This window comes from Halorubrum sp. Ea1 (assembly GCF_002252965.1).
Classification (GTDB): Archaea; Halobacteriota; Halobacteria; order Halobacteriales; family Haloferacaceae; genus Halorubrum.
Genome location: NZ_NHPG01000102.1, coordinates 14,483 through 28,768 on the forward strand (window position 1 = coordinate 14,483; position 14,286 = coordinate 28,768).

Annotated in this window: 16 protein-coding genes; 7 read left to right on the forward strand and 9 right to left on the reverse strand. The window is 69.6% G+C overall.

Going from position 1 to position 14,286, the window contains the following annotated elements; genetic code table 11:
* The first annotated feature begins 127 nt into the window (after positions 1–127).
* The 3 genes from DJ73_RS12330 to DJ73_RS12340 all read left to right on the forward strand — a co-directional run bounded on the left by DJ73_RS12330 (position 128) and on the right by DJ73_RS12340 (position 2,618).
* Positions 128–1,063: a substrate-binding domain-containing protein gene (locus DJ73_RS12330; protein WP_094558113.1), complete on the forward strand. Its 936-nt coding sequence runs from the start codon at positions 128–130 to the stop codon at positions 1,061–1,063.
* Positions 1,064–1,212: 149 nt separating this feature from the next.
* On the forward strand, positions 1,213–1,854 hold the full coding sequence (locus DJ73_RS12335; protein ID WP_394338326.1) for an ABC transporter permease: 642 nt from the start codon (positions 1,213–1,215) through the stop codon (positions 1,852–1,854).
* Positions 1,854–2,618 carry an amino acid ABC transporter ATP-binding protein gene (locus tag DJ73_RS12340; protein ID WP_094523645.1) on the forward strand — a complete coding sequence of 255 codons (765 nt, stop codon included), beginning with the start codon at positions 1,854–1,856 and terminating at the stop codon, positions 2,616–2,618. Before DJ73_RS12335 ends, DJ73_RS12340 begins: the two co-directional genes overlap by 1 nt.
* A 520-nt stretch (positions 2,619–3,138) precedes the next feature.
* Here the strand turns inward: DJ73_RS12340 and DJ73_RS12345 are convergent.
* The 3 genes from DJ73_RS12345 to DJ73_RS12355 are packed head-to-tail and all read right to left on the reverse strand — an operon-like array spanning position 3,139 to position 6,833.
* Entirely contained in the window at positions 3,139–3,690 is a 552-nt protein-coding gene (locus tag DJ73_RS12345; protein WP_094523647.1) for an HIT family protein, read from the reverse strand.
* Positions 3,690–4,598 carry a type II methionyl aminopeptidase gene (gene map, locus DJ73_RS12350; RefSeq protein ID WP_094558114.1) on the reverse strand — a complete coding sequence of 303 codons (909 nt, stop codon included), beginning with the start codon at positions 4,596–4,598 and terminating at the stop codon, positions 3,690–3,692. Before map ends, DJ73_RS12345 begins: the two co-directional genes overlap by 1 nt.
* 54 nt (positions 4,599–4,652) lie before the next feature.
* Positions 4,653–6,833, reverse strand: coding sequence for a histidine kinase N-terminal 7TM domain-containing protein (locus tag DJ73_RS12355; RefSeq protein WP_094558115.1), 2,181 nt, complete (start codon positions 6,831–6,833; stop codon positions 4,653–4,655).
* A 79-nt stretch (positions 6,834–6,912) separates the two neighbouring features.
* Here DJ73_RS12355 and DJ73_RS12360 point away from each other — a divergent pair, with 79 nt between their 5' ends.
* Complete coding sequence (locus DJ73_RS12360) at positions 6,913–7,380, forward strand: peroxiredoxin (RefSeq protein ID WP_094558116.1); 468 nt, start codon at positions 6,913–6,915, stop codon at positions 7,378–7,380.
* A gap of 45 nt (positions 7,381–7,425) precedes the next feature.
* Here DJ73_RS12360 and DJ73_RS12365 read toward each other — a convergent pair whose 3' ends face one another.
* The 3 genes from DJ73_RS12365 to DJ73_RS12375 form a co-directional block, all read right to left on the reverse strand.
* Positions 7,426–8,352: a DMT family transporter gene (locus DJ73_RS12365; RefSeq protein WP_094523655.1), complete on the reverse strand. Its 927-nt coding sequence runs from the start codon at positions 8,350–8,352 to the stop codon at positions 7,426–7,428.
* Between the two features lie 118 nt (positions 8,353–8,470).
* The gene (gene idsA3, locus DJ73_RS12370) at positions 8,471–9,517 is read right to left on the reverse strand and encodes a geranylfarnesyl diphosphate synthase (protein WP_094523657.1); all 1,047 of its coding nucleotides are present in this window, start codon (positions 9,515–9,517) and stop codon (positions 8,471–8,473) included.
* Positions 9,514–10,866, reverse strand: coding sequence for a ribonuclease J (locus DJ73_RS12375; RefSeq protein WP_094523659.1), 1,353 nt, complete (start codon positions 10,864–10,866; stop codon positions 9,514–9,516). Before DJ73_RS12375 ends, idsA3 begins: the two co-directional genes overlap by 4 nt.
* Before the next feature lie 313 nt (positions 10,867–11,179).
* Here DJ73_RS12375 and DJ73_RS12380 point away from each other — a divergent pair, with 313 nt between their 5' ends.
* The 3 genes from DJ73_RS12380 to DJ73_RS12390 all read left to right on the forward strand — a co-directional run bounded on the left by DJ73_RS12380 (position 11,180) and on the right by DJ73_RS12390 (position 12,761).
* Positions 11,180–11,422 carry an LSM domain-containing protein gene (locus tag DJ73_RS12380; protein ID WP_094523661.1) on the forward strand — a complete coding sequence of 81 codons (243 nt, stop codon included), beginning with the start codon at positions 11,180–11,182 and terminating at the stop codon, positions 11,420–11,422.
* Positions 11,419–11,595, forward strand: a complete 177-nt coding sequence (locus DJ73_RS12385; RefSeq protein ID WP_094523663.1) for a 50S ribosomal protein L37e — start codon at positions 11,419–11,421, stop codon at positions 11,593–11,595. The genes DJ73_RS12380 and DJ73_RS12385 overlap by 4 nt, the downstream gene beginning before the upstream one ends.
* A gap of 131 nt (positions 11,596–11,726) precedes the next feature.
* Positions 11,727–12,761 carry an MsnO8 family LLM class oxidoreductase gene (locus DJ73_RS12390; RefSeq protein ID WP_094558117.1) on the forward strand — a complete coding sequence of 345 codons (1,035 nt, stop codon included), beginning with the start codon at positions 11,727–11,729 and terminating at the stop codon, positions 12,759–12,761.
* Positions 12,762–12,783: 22 nt separating this feature from the next.
* Here the strand turns inward: DJ73_RS12390 and DJ73_RS12395 are convergent, their stop codons facing one another.
* The 3 genes from DJ73_RS12395 to DJ73_RS12405 all read right to left on the reverse strand — a co-directional run.
* The gene (locus tag DJ73_RS12395; RefSeq protein WP_094523667.1) at positions 12,784–12,990 is read right to left on the reverse strand and encodes a hypothetical protein; all 207 of its coding nucleotides are present in this window, start codon (positions 12,988–12,990) and stop codon (positions 12,784–12,786) included.
* Positions 12,990–13,190, reverse strand: coding sequence for a hypothetical protein (locus tag DJ73_RS12400; RefSeq protein WP_094523669.1), 201 nt, complete (start codon positions 13,188–13,190; stop codon positions 12,990–12,992). The genes DJ73_RS12395 and DJ73_RS12400 overlap by 1 nt, the downstream gene beginning before the upstream one ends.
* Positions 13,191–13,252: 62 nt before the next feature.
* Positions 13,253–14,286, reverse strand: a 1,034-nt coding sequence (locus tag DJ73_RS12405) for a deoxyhypusine synthase (protein WP_094558118.1), incomplete at its 5' end; no start/stop codon positions are given.

A 14,286-nucleotide genomic window follows, 5' to 3' on the forward strand; every position in this document is an offset into this window, starting at 1 on the left:
TCGGGGCGCGATCGGACACCGGCTCGGCTTCACCGGCGCACCTCGATCGCTCCGTGCGGGAGCGAGTAACCGATCGCGGTTATCCGCGTGCAGAAATTATATTACCTATCAGTCCATCGGTGTGTCTATGTCGATACATCGAAGACGGTTCGTCGCCGCGCTCGGCGCAGGGGCTGTCGCGAGCACCGCCGGCTGTGCGCAGTTGGGGGGGAGCCAAGAGCAGACCGGCGGCGGGGCCGCCGTGGCCGGCGAGGCCCTGACGCTCACGACCACGACGAGCACATACGACACGGGGCTCCTCGACGCGATCCACGGCGACTTCGAGGAGATGTACGGCGTGACCGTCGACGCGGTCGCGCAGGGGACGGGCGCGGCCCTCGAGTCGGCCCGGAACGGCGACTCCGACGTGGTGATGGTCCACGCCCGCGGGCTCGAAGACGAGTTCCTGCGGAACGGGTACGGAGTCAACCGCCGGGACCTGATGTTCAACGACTTCGTGATCGTCGGGCCCGAGGGCGACCCGGCGGGGATCCGGGGGATGGACTCGGCGACCGAGGCGCTCACGGCGATCGCCGAGGCGGGGGCCCCGTTCGTCTCCCGCGGTGACAACTCCGGCACGCACACCAAGGAGCTGAACCTCTGGGAGGCCGCGGGGACCGACCCCGGCGGCGACTGGTACCAGGAGATCGGCGCCGGGATGGGCGAGGCGCTCAACAACGCCAACCAGCAGGGCGCGTACACGCTCTCCGACCGCGGCACGTTCATCTCGCAGCGCTCGGAGATCGACCTGACGATCCTCGTGCAGGGGCCGATCGAGGACGGCCCGGAGATCCTCGCGAACCCCTACGGGATCATGGCCGTCAACCCCGGCGTCCACGACAACGCCAACTACGACCTCGCGATGGCGTACATCGGCTGGATCACCAGCCCCGGGGCCCAAGAGGCGATCGCCGACTACCAGATGAACGGAGAGCAGCTGTTCTTCCCCAGGGCGGTCTCCGAGAGCCCTGACTTCCAGCAGTACGTTCCGGAAGGTTGGAGTGGGAACTCCACCGACGGGTGAGCGTGCCGCTCGAATCAGTCGCACCGCTGCTGCCGATCGTTCTCGGGAGCCCGGTTACCGCTGACCTCCCGGCCCTCCTCGGGGGACCAGTCGCCGCTGACCTCCCGGCCCTCCTCGACCTTCCGTTCAGGGACGGGTACGTCTGGAGCATCATCTACGTCTCCCTGTACGTGAGCCTCACGGCGGTGGCGCTGAGCACGCTGTTCAGCATCCCGATCGCGGTCGTGATGGGATTCACCGACTTCCCGGGCAAGCAGTTCGCGAAGTCCGTGATCAACACCGGGATGGGGTTCCCGAGCGTCGTCGTCGGCCTCCTCGTGCTGTTCGCCGTCTCGAACCAGGGACCGCTCGGCGCGCTCGATCTGGTCTTCACGAAGCAGGCGATGATCATGTCGCAGTTCGTACTCGCGACGCCGCCGATCACGGCGATCAGCCTCGCGGCGATCTCCGGCGTCGATCAGAACGTCCGCGACGCCGCCCGCGTGCTCGGCGGCACGCGCGTCGACGTGGCGCTCGTCGTCCTCAAGGAGGCCCGGTACGGTATCGCCACCGCGATCCTCGCGGGATTCGGCCGCGCTATCAGCGAGGTCGGCTCCGTGCTCATCGTCGGCGGCAACATCACCGGCGCGGACGGGATATCGAAGACGCGGACGCTGACGACCGCCATCCAGCTCGAGGCCAGACAGGGGCAGTACGAGACCGCGATGATACTCGGCGCCGTCCTCGTCACGCTCGTGTTGACGGTCAACGCCGTCGTGATCCGGCTCGGCGATCAGGGGGTGCACCGCTGATGCTCCGGCTCCGGAACGTCTCCCGCTCGTACGGCGACGGGCCGGTGTTCCGCGATCTCTCGCTGACCGTCGACTCCGGAGAGGTGGTCGCGGTGATCGGTCCGTCCGGCGTCGGCAAGACGACCCTGCTCCGGACGCTCGCGCTCTCGCTCGAACCCGACGACGGCGCCGTCGCGCTCGACGGCACCGACGTGTGGACCGCCGAGGAGTCGGAGCGGCTCGCACTGCGCCGGCGGGTCGGGATGGTGTTCCAGGAGGCGAGCCTCTTCGACGCGCCCGTCGCGCGCAACGTCGAGTACGGCCTGCGGATCCGCCGCCCGTGGGCGGACCGGCTTCAGGCCCAGCTCCGCTCGCTCGTCGGGCTGCACGAGCCCGCCGACGCCGTCGGCGACGCGCTCGACGTGGTGGGGCTCTCCGAGAAGGCGACCCAGCGGGCGGACTCGCTCTCCGGCGGCGAGGCGCAGCGGGTGTCGTTCGCCCGGGCGCTGGCGTACGACCCCGACGTCCTCCTCTTAGACGAGCCCACCTCCGACCTCGACCCGCGGAACACCGCCGTCATCGAGGACGCGATGGCGAAGGCCCGCGACCGCGGGATCGGCGTCGTCGTGGCGACGCACGACATGCATCAGGCGGAGCGCGTCGCGGACCGAGTCGCGGTGCTGCTCGACGACGGTGTCACCGAGGTCGGCCCGACCGAGCGGATCTTCGAAGACCCGTCGGACGAGCGCACCCGGAAGTTCATCTCCGGGGAGCTGGTGTACTGACGCGCATCGAGGAGTAGGTGTAGTACGTCGCGAGGAAAGTCGTTTACAGGTCGGAGCGTGGTGTTGCTGTCGACTGTTTATAAATGGTCGGCGTTGCTGCGGTGAACACTTCCAAAGCCCCAACCGGTGAGGCGGACGCACGCTCGCTACGGTCCTCAGTCGCTCGTTTCACTCGCTCCTTGCGGTCCTTGCATCGTCATCAGAACGCTTCGCGTTCTGATTGGCTCACGAGAGCGGAGCTCTCGTGAACGCCTCCGTCCGCCTCACCGGCTGCCCTTTTGAGTCCCACCTATACCGCACAGCACCTCACACCTCCCCAGCCTCGCGGTTCGCGCTCTGCGAGCGCTCACCGCGTCCAGCGAGAATCGGAGATTCTCTGGCAGTCGGGCTTCGCCCGACGACCTCGCACCGTCGGCTCGCGGCCTGTCGGCCGCTCACCGGGGCGCGCCGCCGCCTCCGTCATTTATAAAATAATCTTCGCCATCATTCACGGCTATTTAAATACTGGATCGCCGTCGCCTCAGCTGTCGAAGTCGAGCTCGACCGCCTCGCCGGCCTCGGGGTCGCCCGGATCGACCACGTCGTCGCCGGCGGCGAAGCCGGCGTGGAGGTGCCCGTACGTGCGGTCGACCGCCTCCACGATAACCTTCGTCTCGCCGGTCACGGGCATGAAGTTCGTGTCGCCGTTCCACCGCGGGACGACGTGAGTGTGGAGGTGGTCGATCGACCCCCCGGCGGCGGCCCCGCCGAGGTTCTGGCCCGTGTTCACGCCGTCGGGGTCGACGTCGTGGCGCAACGCCGTCAGCGTCGCCGACTTCAACCGTGCGTGGTCGAGGAGGGTCGTGTCGTCGAGGTCGGTCGGATCCTCGACGTGCTCGTCCGGGATCACCATCGCGTGGCCCGGGTTGTACGGGGCGTTGTTCAAGAGGACGTAGTTGCGCTCGCTCTCGGCGACGATCCGCGCCTCGCGGGCGTCCTCGCGGTCCGGCAGGACGCAGAACGGGCAGCCGTCGATCGGGTCCGACTCGCGCTCGACCCACTCGATCCGCCACGGGGCGTAGATCCGGTCCATCAGTCGTCGAAGCCGTGGATCCCGGCCGTCGTCACCTCGACGCCGTCCTCGGTGATCAGCAGGGTGTGCTCCGCCTGGCTCACCAAGGCGTCGTCGGCCTCCTTCAGGACGGGGTACCCCTTGACCGCGCCCGCCTGCTTGAGCCGCCGCAACGCCATCTCGACGCGGTCGCCCTCCAGCCACCGCGCCGCGAACGGGAGGTCGTCGAACGCCTCGATCTCCTCTAAGGCCTGCCGCGCGCGGCGGTCGCGCACGCTCGCCGACCCCTGTCGCTCGAAGATCTCCTCGTCGGTCCCCTCGCCGACCTTCCCGCGGCCGTCGGTGGCGAACGGCTCGATCGCGACCGCCTGCCCCGGCTCTAGCTCGACGGAGCGGTCGACCCCCCGGTTCGGCACCGTCGGTCCCGTGTGGGCGTCGTAGCGCTCGACGCCGTGGCCGGAGAGGTTCAGGACGGGGGTGTAGCCGTACCCCCGGATCACGTCCTCGATCGCCGCGCCGACGACGCCGACCTCGACGCCCGGACCGGCCTCGTCGACCGCGGCCTCCAGCGCCATCTCGGCGGCCTCGACGAGCTCCGGGTTCCCGGAGTGGTCCACGGTCACCGCGGCGTCGGCGATGTAGCCGTCGACGTGGACGCCGACGTCGAGACACACCATCTCCTCGCCGAACTCCGTGTCGTCGTCCCGGGTCGGGGTGGCGTGCGACGCCTCGGGATCGACGCTGATGTTGACGGGGAACGCGAGCCCGGCTCCCTGCTCGCGGACGAAGTCCTCCGTCCACTCGGCGACCTCCAAGTGCGACCGCCCCGGCTCGACCATCTCGCGGGCCTCGTTCGTCGCCTCGACCAACACCGCGCCGGCCTCCCGGTAGCTCTCGACCGCGTCCTCGTCCAGGGATCCGTGACTCATGACCGTCGGTTCGACCAGCGACCGCAAAGAGGTTGCGGAGGGACGGCGACGGCGCTAGTCGCGCACGTCCGTCGCGGCGGAGCTTCCGCCGTCTGCCCCGGCGACATTCCCGCCGTCGGCGTCGGCCGCGGGAGTGTCCTCGGCGTCTGCTTCGGCCGCGGTCCCGCCGTCGGCGTCGGCCGCAGGGAGCCGCATCCGCACCACCGTCCCGGTCGGGTCCCGCGTCTCGATGTCGAGCTCGCCGCCCGACCCCGTGACGATCCAGTGGACGAGCCAGAGCCCCAGCCCGCTCGCGTGCTCCAGCGCCGTCTCGCGCGCCTCCGAGAAGACCGCCCGCTCGACCGGCGGGATCCCCGGGCCGTCGTCGGCGACCTCGATCCGGTACCCGCCGCCGGCGGCCGCGACCGTGACGTCGACGGTCGGGCGCTCGCGGTCGTTGTGGACCACGGCGTTCTCCAGCACGTTCCGGACGGCGGACTCGAGGAGTTCGTCGGCGTGCGCGACGGCGGCGTCGGGAGTCGAGACCCGCACCGTCGCGTCCGGGAACGACGATTCGAGCGACTCGGAGAGCCGCTCGACCAGCCGCGCGAGGTCGATCCGCGTCTGTTCGGCCTCGTTGTGGAGCGCCACGTCGATCTCGCGGGCCTGGTCGCTGAGGTGCGTCAGCGTCTCCACCTTCCGGTCGATGATGTCCAAGTAGTCGCCGCCGTCCTCGTCGACGTGGTCGCGCAGGAGGTCGGCGTAGCCGCCGATCACGTTCGTGTCGTTCTTCAGGTCGTGTCTGAGCACGCGGTTGAGGACCTGCAGGCGCTGCTCGTACCGACGGCTCTCCGTCACGTCCGTCGCGGTGATCACGACCTCCTCGGTGTCGTCGAACAGGCGCTCGACGGTCGTCTCGAACCGGCGCCAGTTCCCGTCGGCGTGGGCGATGCGGTGGTCGAGCGGCTGCGGCTCGTCGGTCTCGAACGCCCGCTCGAACGCGCGCTGCGACTCCAACTCGTCGTCGGGGTGGACGAGGTCGACGATCGGTCGCCCCTCGACCTCGGCGGGCGAGTGGCCGAGCAGCCGCTCTATCGACGGGCTCACGTAGCGGGCGAGACCGTCGGTCCCGCAGACGGCCACGACGTTCGGCGACTTCTCGATGAGGGTCCGATACCGGCGCTGGAGAGTCTCCCGCTCGGTGACGTCCCGGAAGAGGAGGACGGTGCCGCCGGCCCCGTCACGCGGCGGCGCTCCGGCGTCAGCGCCGTCGATCGCGTGGGCGTCCACGGTCAGGAACCGGTGACTCTCCCCGTCGGTGAGGGTCACCCGGAACTCGCCCTCGCGCGACGACTCGGTCCGGGCTCCCCGCATCGCCTCGACGACGCCCGGGGCGGAGTCGAACGCCTCCACGACGTCTCGTCCGACCGCGACGGACGGGAACAGTCCCCTCGCCGGCTCGTTGACGTCGACGATACGGCCGGTCGCGTCCACGACGACGACCCCGTCGGCGAGGTTCGCGAAGACGGTATCGCGGGCGATCGGCGAGAGGTCGAGGAGACGGTGTCTGAACACGATCCAGCCGATCACCCCGGACGTGGCGGCGAACGTCACCGGCGTCAGGTCGACGAACGTCGGCCCGACCGCGCCCCAGACGCCGAGGACGCCGGCGACCGTCGGTGCGACGCCGGCGACGAGCAGCAGCGCCGCCTGCCGGCGGAACACGCCCTCTCGGGTGAGCGCCGCGTACCCGAGGACGGCGAAGGTGACCAGGTTCACGGCGTACGAGTAGGCCACGAACGCGAGGAGCTCCGGCGTGGGGGCGTACTCCACGACGAGGTAGCCGCCGACGTCGGCGAGCGAGGGGTCGCGGTAGAACAGCGCCTCGGGACCGATCAGGAGGGCGCCGGAGACCACGGCCGCGGGAACGAGACAGAGCAGGGCGAACCGGCGCGGCCGGAGCCACGACGTTCGGTCGACGTACGCGAGCACGAACGCGGGCCAAGCGACCGCGAGGGTCCCGGTCCCGACCCAGACGAACCGGTTCCAGAAGAGGGTCGCGTCGAGCGCGGTCGCCGACAGTTGGGCCGCGTACGCCAGCGACCAGACCCCGCTCCCGAGCGCGACGCCGACGAACGCGCGGACGAGCGCGCGCTCCCCTCGCCCCCGACTCCTCGCGGCGTACGCGGCGAAGGAGAAGGAGGCGAGCGCCGCCACGAGCAACGGGGCCGTGTACGGCGTCGGTTGCCACACCATCGATATCGTTAGCATGACAGTAGCGGATAAAAGTGGACCGGACCGAACGCCCTAAGACGCCGCCGAAACGACAGCAGGTATGCTCGATCCCGGCGATTCCGCACCCCCGATCACGCTGGCCGACCAGCACGGCGCGACCGTCACCGTCGACCCGGACGGGTCGCGGTACACGGTGGTCTACTTCTACCCGCGCGCCGACACGCCGGGCTGTACCGCCGAGGCGTGCGGGTTCCGCGACGAGTGGGACGCCTTCGAGGGGGCCGACGTCGCCGTCGTCGGGATCAGCGACGACCCCGTCGAGGAGTTGGAGCCCTTCGCCGAGAAGCACGACCTCCCGTTCACGCTGCTGTCGGACCCCGACGGCGAGGTCGCGAGCGCGTACGACTCGTACGGCGAGAAGCAGATGTTCGGCAACACCTTCGACGGCGTGTTCCGGAACACGTACGTGCTCGACGGCGAGGGGACCGTCGTCCTCGCCTACGAGGGCGTCTCGCCCGAGGACCACGCGGTCGAGATCGTCGAGGACATCGCCGCGCTCGACGGCTGAGGTCGGCGGCGACCCCTCCGCGTCGCCGTCGTCGCGACGGCCCCGTCAGAACAGCCCGCCGACCCGCGAGAGGAGCCGCGGGACCTCGTCGGCGATCGCGTGCCGCTTCAGGAGCGCGAAGCCGGCGACGATGACGAAGAAGCCGACGACCGTCAGCGGCGTCACGGGCTCTAAGAGGAGGACCGCACCGGCGACCGTCGCGACGACCGGAACGACGTAGGAGACGAGGTTGATCTCGAACGGGCCCAGCCGGTCGAGCAGCGTGAAGTAGATGCTGTACGCGACGGCCGAGGACATCACGCCGAGGAACAGCAGCGAACCGACCGCGGGAAGCTCCGTGACCGGGAGCCGTTGGGTCTCGCCGAGCGCGGCGCTGAGCCCGTGGATCAGCGTGGCGCCGAACAGCATCGCCCACCCCGTGAGCGCGATGCTGGAGAAGCTCGTCGTCACGGTGCGGAGCCCGACGCTGCCGACCGCGACCGCGAGCACGCCGATCGAGATCAGCCCGACCCCGATGGTGACGCCCCCGGCGAGGTTCGCGGGGTCCGGCTGGGCGACGAGCCCGACGCCGATAAACGCGAGCACCACACCGAACGCGCCGCGCGCGTCGAGGTCAGAACCGCCGATCCAGGCGGCCGCGACCGCCGCGGTCGCGATCGGCACGAGGCTGTAGGTGATCGAGGCGATGCCGCTGGTGGTGTACTGCTGTCCGACGAACAGCAGCGAGTTGTTGGCGGCGACGGAGAGCCCCCCGCTGAAGCCGATGGCGGCGAAGTCGCCGCGCGTGCTGGGGAGCGGTCCCGTCTCCGTCAGGAGGACGTACGACACCAACACCAGCGCCGCCACGTCGAACCGGTAGGCGGCGTACAGCACCGGCGGGTAGTAGTCGAGGCCGACCTCGATGGCGACGAAGGAGCCGCCCCAGAGCGTGGCGAGGGTGAAAAACAGGACGACGTCTCGATACCGTGACACGGTCGAAGGAAGGCGACGGGGAATAAAGCGGTGTCCGTTGCGGAGGACGCCGCCGGATCGTGGCCGGACGGCCGGCGGTCCGGTCGCGGCCGTCCGACTCGCTTTCCGCCCGGTCCGCTCAGTAGCCGCGGACGATCAGGTAGTCCGCGAGGTCCTCGAGGAGGCTCCGCGAGCCGCTCTCGGGAAGCAGTTCGAGGTGCTCTTTCGACCGCGCGGTGAGGTCCTCCGCGGTCTCGCGAGCGTACGCGATGGAGCCGGCCTCCTCCAAGGCGGCCACCGCGTCCTCGATGGCCGACTCCGTGACCTCGGCCGGGGTGTCGGCGTCGACGAGGCCGTCGACGTCGACGCCCTCTTGACGCGCGTGGAGGGTGATCAGCGTCTCCTTCCCCTCGACGAGGTCGGAGCCGCGCTGTTTCCCCAGCTCCTCGGAGGGAACGGTCAGGTCGAGCACGTCGTCTTGGATCTGGAACGCCCGTCCCGAGTCGATCCCGTACTCGTACAGCGCGTCGATGACGTCGTCGGCGGCGCCGAGCAGGATCGCCGGCGTCGCCGCCGACGCCCCGTACAGGACCGCGGTCTTCAGCTCGACCATCTCGAGGTACTCCTCGGGGAGGATATCGTCGCGCGACTCGAACGAGACGTCGAGCGCCTGTCCCTCGCAGATCTCCGTGCAGGTAGACGCGAGCATCCGCATCGCCTCCAACCCGTTCTCCGGGGCCGCGCCCGTCTCCGTCATGAACTCGAAGGCCTTCGAATAGAGCGTGTCGCCGGCGAGGATCGCCGTTGACGTGTCGTACTGCTCGTGGACGGCGGGGACGCCGCGCCGGAGGTCGTCCTCGTCCATGATGTCGTCGTGGATCAGGGTGAACGACTGGATCACTTCGATGGCGACCGCCGCGCGCATCACGTCCACTTCGGTCCCGTCGAGGGCGGCGAACTCGCGGAAGTCGACGCTCATCGGCTCGACGCCCGCGACGGCCTCGGCGGCGAGCGTCGCCACCGTCGGGCGCAGCCGCTTCCCGCCCGCCTCGAGGATGTACCGTGTCGCCTCGTAGAGGCGCTCCGGGTGCTGTACCGGCAGCTCTTCGTCGATAGCGGCGTTGACCAGTTCACGCCGCTCGCGGATGGCGTCCAGCACCCGCGCCTCCTTCGTCTCGCTCGTCATTCGACGAGTTGGATGACGCTCCCGTTCTGCGTGACGTGAATGTCACGACCGAGCTTGTACCCCTGCGACTTCGCGAGACTCACGTACGGCGAGCGGCCCTCCAGCGACTGGTGGCCGGGGATGAGGTGCTGCGGCTGGAGCGCCTGCAGCATCTCGTAGTGCCCCTCCTCGCGGAGGTGGCCGGAGACGTGGATGTCGTCGTAGAGGCGCGCGCCCTGCATCCGGAGGAGCTGCTCGCTCTGGTAGCGCTGGCCCTCGTTGGTGGGCTCCGGGATGACGCTGGCGCTGAAGACGACCTTGTCCCCGTCGTCGATTTCGTACGGGGTCTCGCCGCGGCCCATGCGGGTTAACATTGCGCGCGGCTCGCCCTGGTGGCCCGTCACGATGGGGAGGAAGTTCCCCTTCCCCTCCTTCATGATCCGCTTGAACGCGCGGTCGACGGACTTCCGGTGGCCGTACATGCCCACGTCGCCCTGGAAGTCGACGAAGTCGAGCCGCTCGGCCGTCCCGGAGTACTTCTCCATCGAGCGCCCGAGGAGGACCGGCTGACGGCCGATCTCGCGGGCGTACTCGACGAGCGTCTTCACGCGGGCGATGTGGGAGGAGAACGTCGTGGCGACGATCCCGCCCGTGTAGTCTTCCATCGAGGTCAGCGTGTCCTCGACGTGCTTCTTCGCGTACGACTCGGAAGGGGTCCGGCCCTTCCGGCCGGCGTTCGTGCAGTCCTCGATGTAACAGAGGACGCCCTCGTCCTGCCGGCCGATCTCGCGGAACCGGTCCATGTCGATCGGGTCGCCGATGACGGGGGTGTGGTCCAGCCGCTTGTCGAGGCCGTAGACGATCGCGCCCTCGGGCGTGTGGAGGACCGGGTTGATGGCGTCGATGATCGAGTGCGTGACGTTGACGAACTCCATCTCGACCTGCTCGGAGTCGCCGATGGCCATCGTGCCGCCCGCCTTCATCTTCACGAGGTCGTTGTCGACCTGGAACTTCCCCTCGTCGGCGATCTGCTGTTTGACCAGTTCGATCGTGTACGGGGAGCCGACGATCGGGGCGTCGTACCGGTGCGCGAGCTTCGGGATGCCCGCGATGTGGTCGAGGTGACCGTGGGTGGGCACGATCGCCTGGACGTCGCCCTCCAGCTCGCTCATGACGCGGTCGTCCGGGATCGCGCCCATGTCGATCAGGTCGAGGCTGTGCATGCTCTCGGTCTCCACGTTGTCGTGGATGAGGACCTTACTGAGGTTCAGGCCCATGTCGAAGATGACGATGTCGTCGCCCGCTCGCACCGCCGTCATCTGTCGACCGACCTCTTCGTAACCGCCGAGTGTCGCAATTTCGATTTCCATGGTTTGTGTATATCGAACGCCTGTACGGCGTTCATCACTGAAACCCCGCAAGGAGCCGTCAGCGCTACGTCCGACCGCGCGTCGTTGAGGCCCCGCTACGGCCGAGCCGACGTCGGCTCACCGTGTCCCGCGGGAGTGTGGTATCCCGAGATACAGGAGCCCGTCTTAAAAACACCGGGGTTCGGGGCCCACCGCGACGGCCGGTAACACGGCGGTACCCGACAGTCTCGACCGACGTGAACGGGTTTTCACCCCGATCTGTCCTCCTCGCGTCCCGGTATTTTTATTACTGCGACGGGCGGCGATACGTACAATGAGTGGACGACCCCTCGACGTGCTCGAAGCGTCGCTCGAGGACCCGGTGACGGTACACCTGAAGGACGGGACGACTTACTACGGAGTGCTGGCCGGCTACGACCAGCACATGAACGTCGTCATCGAGCCGGAGGACGACGTCGGCGACCGCGTCGACGACGATCTCGACGCGGAGTTCGCCGTCGCGATCGAAGACACAACGATTATACGCGGCGATAACGTCGTCACCATCAAAGCATGACCGGCTCCGGAACGCCCTCTCAGGGGAAGAAGAACAAGACGGTTCACGTGAAGTGCCGCCGCTGCGGCGAGAAGTCCTACCACGTCAAGAAGGAGCGCTGCTCCTCCTGCGGCTTCGGTAAGTCCGCGAAGCGCCGCGACTACGCGTGGCAGTCGAAGACCGGCGACAACTGACGACGACGCTTTCTCGATCTCTCCATTCCGCTCGAATCCCGTAGTGTCGGGTCCGGTCGCGGCGGGTCGTCCGACCCCCACGATTCCGCCGCCGGCCGAACGCTTACTACCGGCGGTCGCCGAGCCGTGGCATGGACCTCTCCGTCGTCGACCTCTCTCCGGTCCCCGCGGACGGGACCGCCGCCGACGCCTTCGCGAACACGGTCGCGGCCGCCGAGCAGGCGGAGCGGCTCGGCTACTCGCGCTTCTGGGTCGCCGAACACCACGGCAGGACCGACCGCCTCGCGGGGACGACCCCGGAGGTGCTCCTCGGACGGCTCGCGGCGGCGACCGACGCGATCCGGCTCGGCAGCGGGGCCGTCCTCTTGAATCGCTACAGCCCGTTCAAAGTCGCCGAGTCGTTCGGGACGCTCGACGGGCTCGCGCCGGGCCGCGTCGACGTCGGCGTCGGCCGAGCGAACGGGCCGCCGGCCGCGGACCGCGCGCTCGGGACGAGCCGCCGCGTCGAGAGTCCGAACGAGGACCACGAGGAACGGGTCCGCGCGCTCGTGAGCCACCTCTACGACGCCTACCCCGACGGCCACGAGTACGCCGACCTCGACGTCCCCCGCTCCGGGGACGGTCCCCCCGTTCCGTGGGTGCTCGGGTCGAGCCCGGCGAGCGGCGAGATCGCCGGGAAACTCGGGCTTCGGTACTGCTTCGCCGGGTTCATCAGGCCCGGATTCGCGGAGCGTGCGTTCGCGTCCTACCGCGAGGCGTTCGAGCCCGGCGCGCTCCCTGCCGGCCCAGACGAGCCGACGGGGATGGTCGCGGTCAACGCGGTCGCCGCCGAGACCGACGCGGCCGCGGCCCGTCGCCGAGCGCCCGCGGAGGCGACCTTCCGGCGGATGCGCCGCGGCGACCTCGGGGACTCGACGCCGTCCGTCGCTGAGGCGGTCGACGAGCTCGGCGGGGCCCCGGAGCCGACGCCCGCGACGCTCGACGACGACGAGTGGCCGCGGTCGGTCTCCGGGAGTCCGGAGACGATATCGGGGATCCTCGAACAGCTGGCCGACCGAGCCGGCGTCGACGAGGTGATGATCCAGCACGCAGTCCCCGACCACGGCGACGCGCTGGAGTCGCACGCGCTGCTGGCCGAGGCGGCCGGGCTGGAACCGAGGAACTAACGGGCCGGCGTCGGTGCCCCGCTCACTGAGGCGGGTTCCGGACGAGCGCGTCGAGCATCAGCAGCGCGCACGCCAGCGCCGCGGCGGCGGTCGGGACCACCCACCCCTCGACCATCGCCGACGCGGCGCCGTACCCGCCGGCGAACAGCAGCGGCATGCCGGCGAGGACCGCGTCCGCCCGCGACACGCCTCCGGGCACGTCGACCGGAACGCCGTCGGCGACGCTCATCAGTCCACGTACCCCAGGTCCCGGAGCCGCTTGCCGATCCGGCGGGCCTCCGCCTCGCTGATCTCGTCGTCCGACTCCATCTCCTGGACGACGACGTGTTTCACGAACTCCTTCACGGAGCCGAACGGCTCGTCCTCGATGTACTCCTCGACGTCGGCGACGAACTCCTTCCGCAGCGAGATGGTAGTGTAGTCGGCCATTACGCCAGATCAGTGGCTCCCGGGTGAAAAATCTAATTACATGTAATTACTATTTGTCGTGACTACTCCACGCGCTCGCGGGCGGCGGCGACGAGCATCGGCAGCATGACGGTCGCGTCGCCGTAGACGGAGGCGTTGCGCGCGTCCTTCTCCAGCTTCCCCCACGACCGGGCCTCTTCGAGGGTGGCGCCGGAGAGCCCGCCGGTCGCCTCCGGGTCCATCGTTATCTGGACGGCGTAGTCGTACGCCCGCGGGGTGACGAGCATCGTCTGGAGGGTGAAGTTCTTCGGGACGCCGCCGCCGACGAGCAGGCAGCCGGCGTCGTCGGCCTCGAACGCGAGGTCGGTCAGCTCCGTCATGTCGGCGAGGGCGTCGAGCGTGAAGTCGGCCGTCTGCGCGTACATCCACGCCTGCAGTCCCAGCACGGAGTCCTGCACAGCGGGGCAGTAGACGGGGACGTCGCACTCGTAGGCCGCGGCGGCGACGCCTGGGTCCTCGGCCACGTCGTCGCGGTCGTTGACCGCGGCGTTCGCGCGACCGAGCTCTCGCGCGAGGTCGGCGATGGAGACGGCGCCGTCGCCCTCGGCGTCCGGGTCGGCCTCGAGCGCCGGGAACACCTCCTCGCGGAGGTGGCCCTCGAACGCCGCGAAGTGCTCCTGCGGGAGGTAGACGTTGTAGATGCGGTCGACGCCCTCGTCGCGGAGCCCCTCGTCGTGCTCGCGGAGGCTCTTCTCCGGGTCGTGAGTCCGGCCGTGGTGGTGTTTCCCGCCGATCGCCTCGATGGCGTCGTGGGTGAGGTTCGCGCCCGTGGTCACCAGCGCGTCGACGTAGCCGTCGCGGATCAGGTCGGAGACGATCCGGCGCATCCCCGCCGGGACCATCGCTCCGGCCAGCGAGAGGAAGACCGTGCAGTCCTCGTTCGCGAACATCTCCGCCAGCACGTCGCCCGCCTCGTTGACCGACGCCGCGCCGATCCCGGCGTCGCCGTACCCCTCGACCAGCTGGCCGACCGTCATGTCGGCGGTCGCCCGCGTGTGCCCGACCGGGTCCTCGTGGAACTCCTCTCGGGGCGGGTCGCCGCCGTGCTCGTCGTGGC

Excerpts from the sequence above, each read along its gene's own strand:
- DJ73_RS12375 (WP_094523659.1), bottom strand. The coding sequence starts at position 10,866 with ATGGAAATCGAAATTGCGACACTCGGCGGTTACGAAGAGGTCGGTCGA.
- map (WP_094558114.1), bottom strand. The coding sequence starts at position 4,598 with ATGAGTCACGGATCCCTGGACGAGGACGCGGTCGAGAGCTACCGGGAG.
- DJ73_RS12345 (WP_094523647.1), bottom strand. The coding sequence starts at position 3,690 with ATGGACCGGATCTACGCCCCGTGGCGGATCGAGTGGGTCGAGCGCGAG.
- DJ73_RS12400 (WP_094523669.1), bottom strand. The coding sequence starts at position 13,190 with ATGGCCGACTACACTACCATCTCGCTGCGGAAGGAGTTCGTCGCCGAC.
- idsA3 (WP_094523657.1), bottom strand. The coding sequence starts at position 9,517 with ATGACGAGCGAGACGAAGGAGGCGCGGGTGCTGGACGCCATCCGCGAG.
- DJ73_RS12330 (WP_094558113.1), top strand. The coding sequence starts at position 128 with ATGTCGATACATCGAAGACGGTTCGTCGCCGCGCTCGGCGCAGGGGCT.
- DJ73_RS12360 (WP_094558116.1), top strand. The coding sequence starts at position 6,913 with ATGCTCGATCCCGGCGATTCCGCACCCCCGATCACGCTGGCCGACCAG.
- DJ73_RS12390 (WP_094558117.1), top strand. The coding sequence starts at position 11,727 with ATGGACCTCTCCGTCGTCGACCTCTCTCCGGTCCCCGCGGACGGGACC.
- DJ73_RS12395 (WP_094523667.1), bottom strand. The coding sequence starts at position 12,990 with ATGAGCGTCGCCGACGGCGTTCCGGTCGACGTGCCCGGAGGCGTGTCG.
- DJ73_RS12340 (WP_094523645.1), top strand. The coding sequence starts at position 1,854 with ATGCTCCGGCTCCGGAACGTCTCCCGCTCGTACGGCGACGGGCCGGTG.
- DJ73_RS12385 (WP_094523663.1), top strand. The coding sequence starts at position 11,419 with ATGACCGGCTCCGGAACGCCCTCTCAGGGGAAGAAGAACAAGACGGTT.
- DJ73_RS12380 (WP_094523661.1), top strand. The coding sequence starts at position 11,180 with ATGAGTGGACGACCCCTCGACGTGCTCGAAGCGTCGCTCGAGGACCCG.
- DJ73_RS12355 (WP_094558115.1), bottom strand. The coding sequence starts at position 6,833 with ATGGTGTGGCAACCGACGCCGTACACGGCCCCGTTGCTCGTGGCGGCG.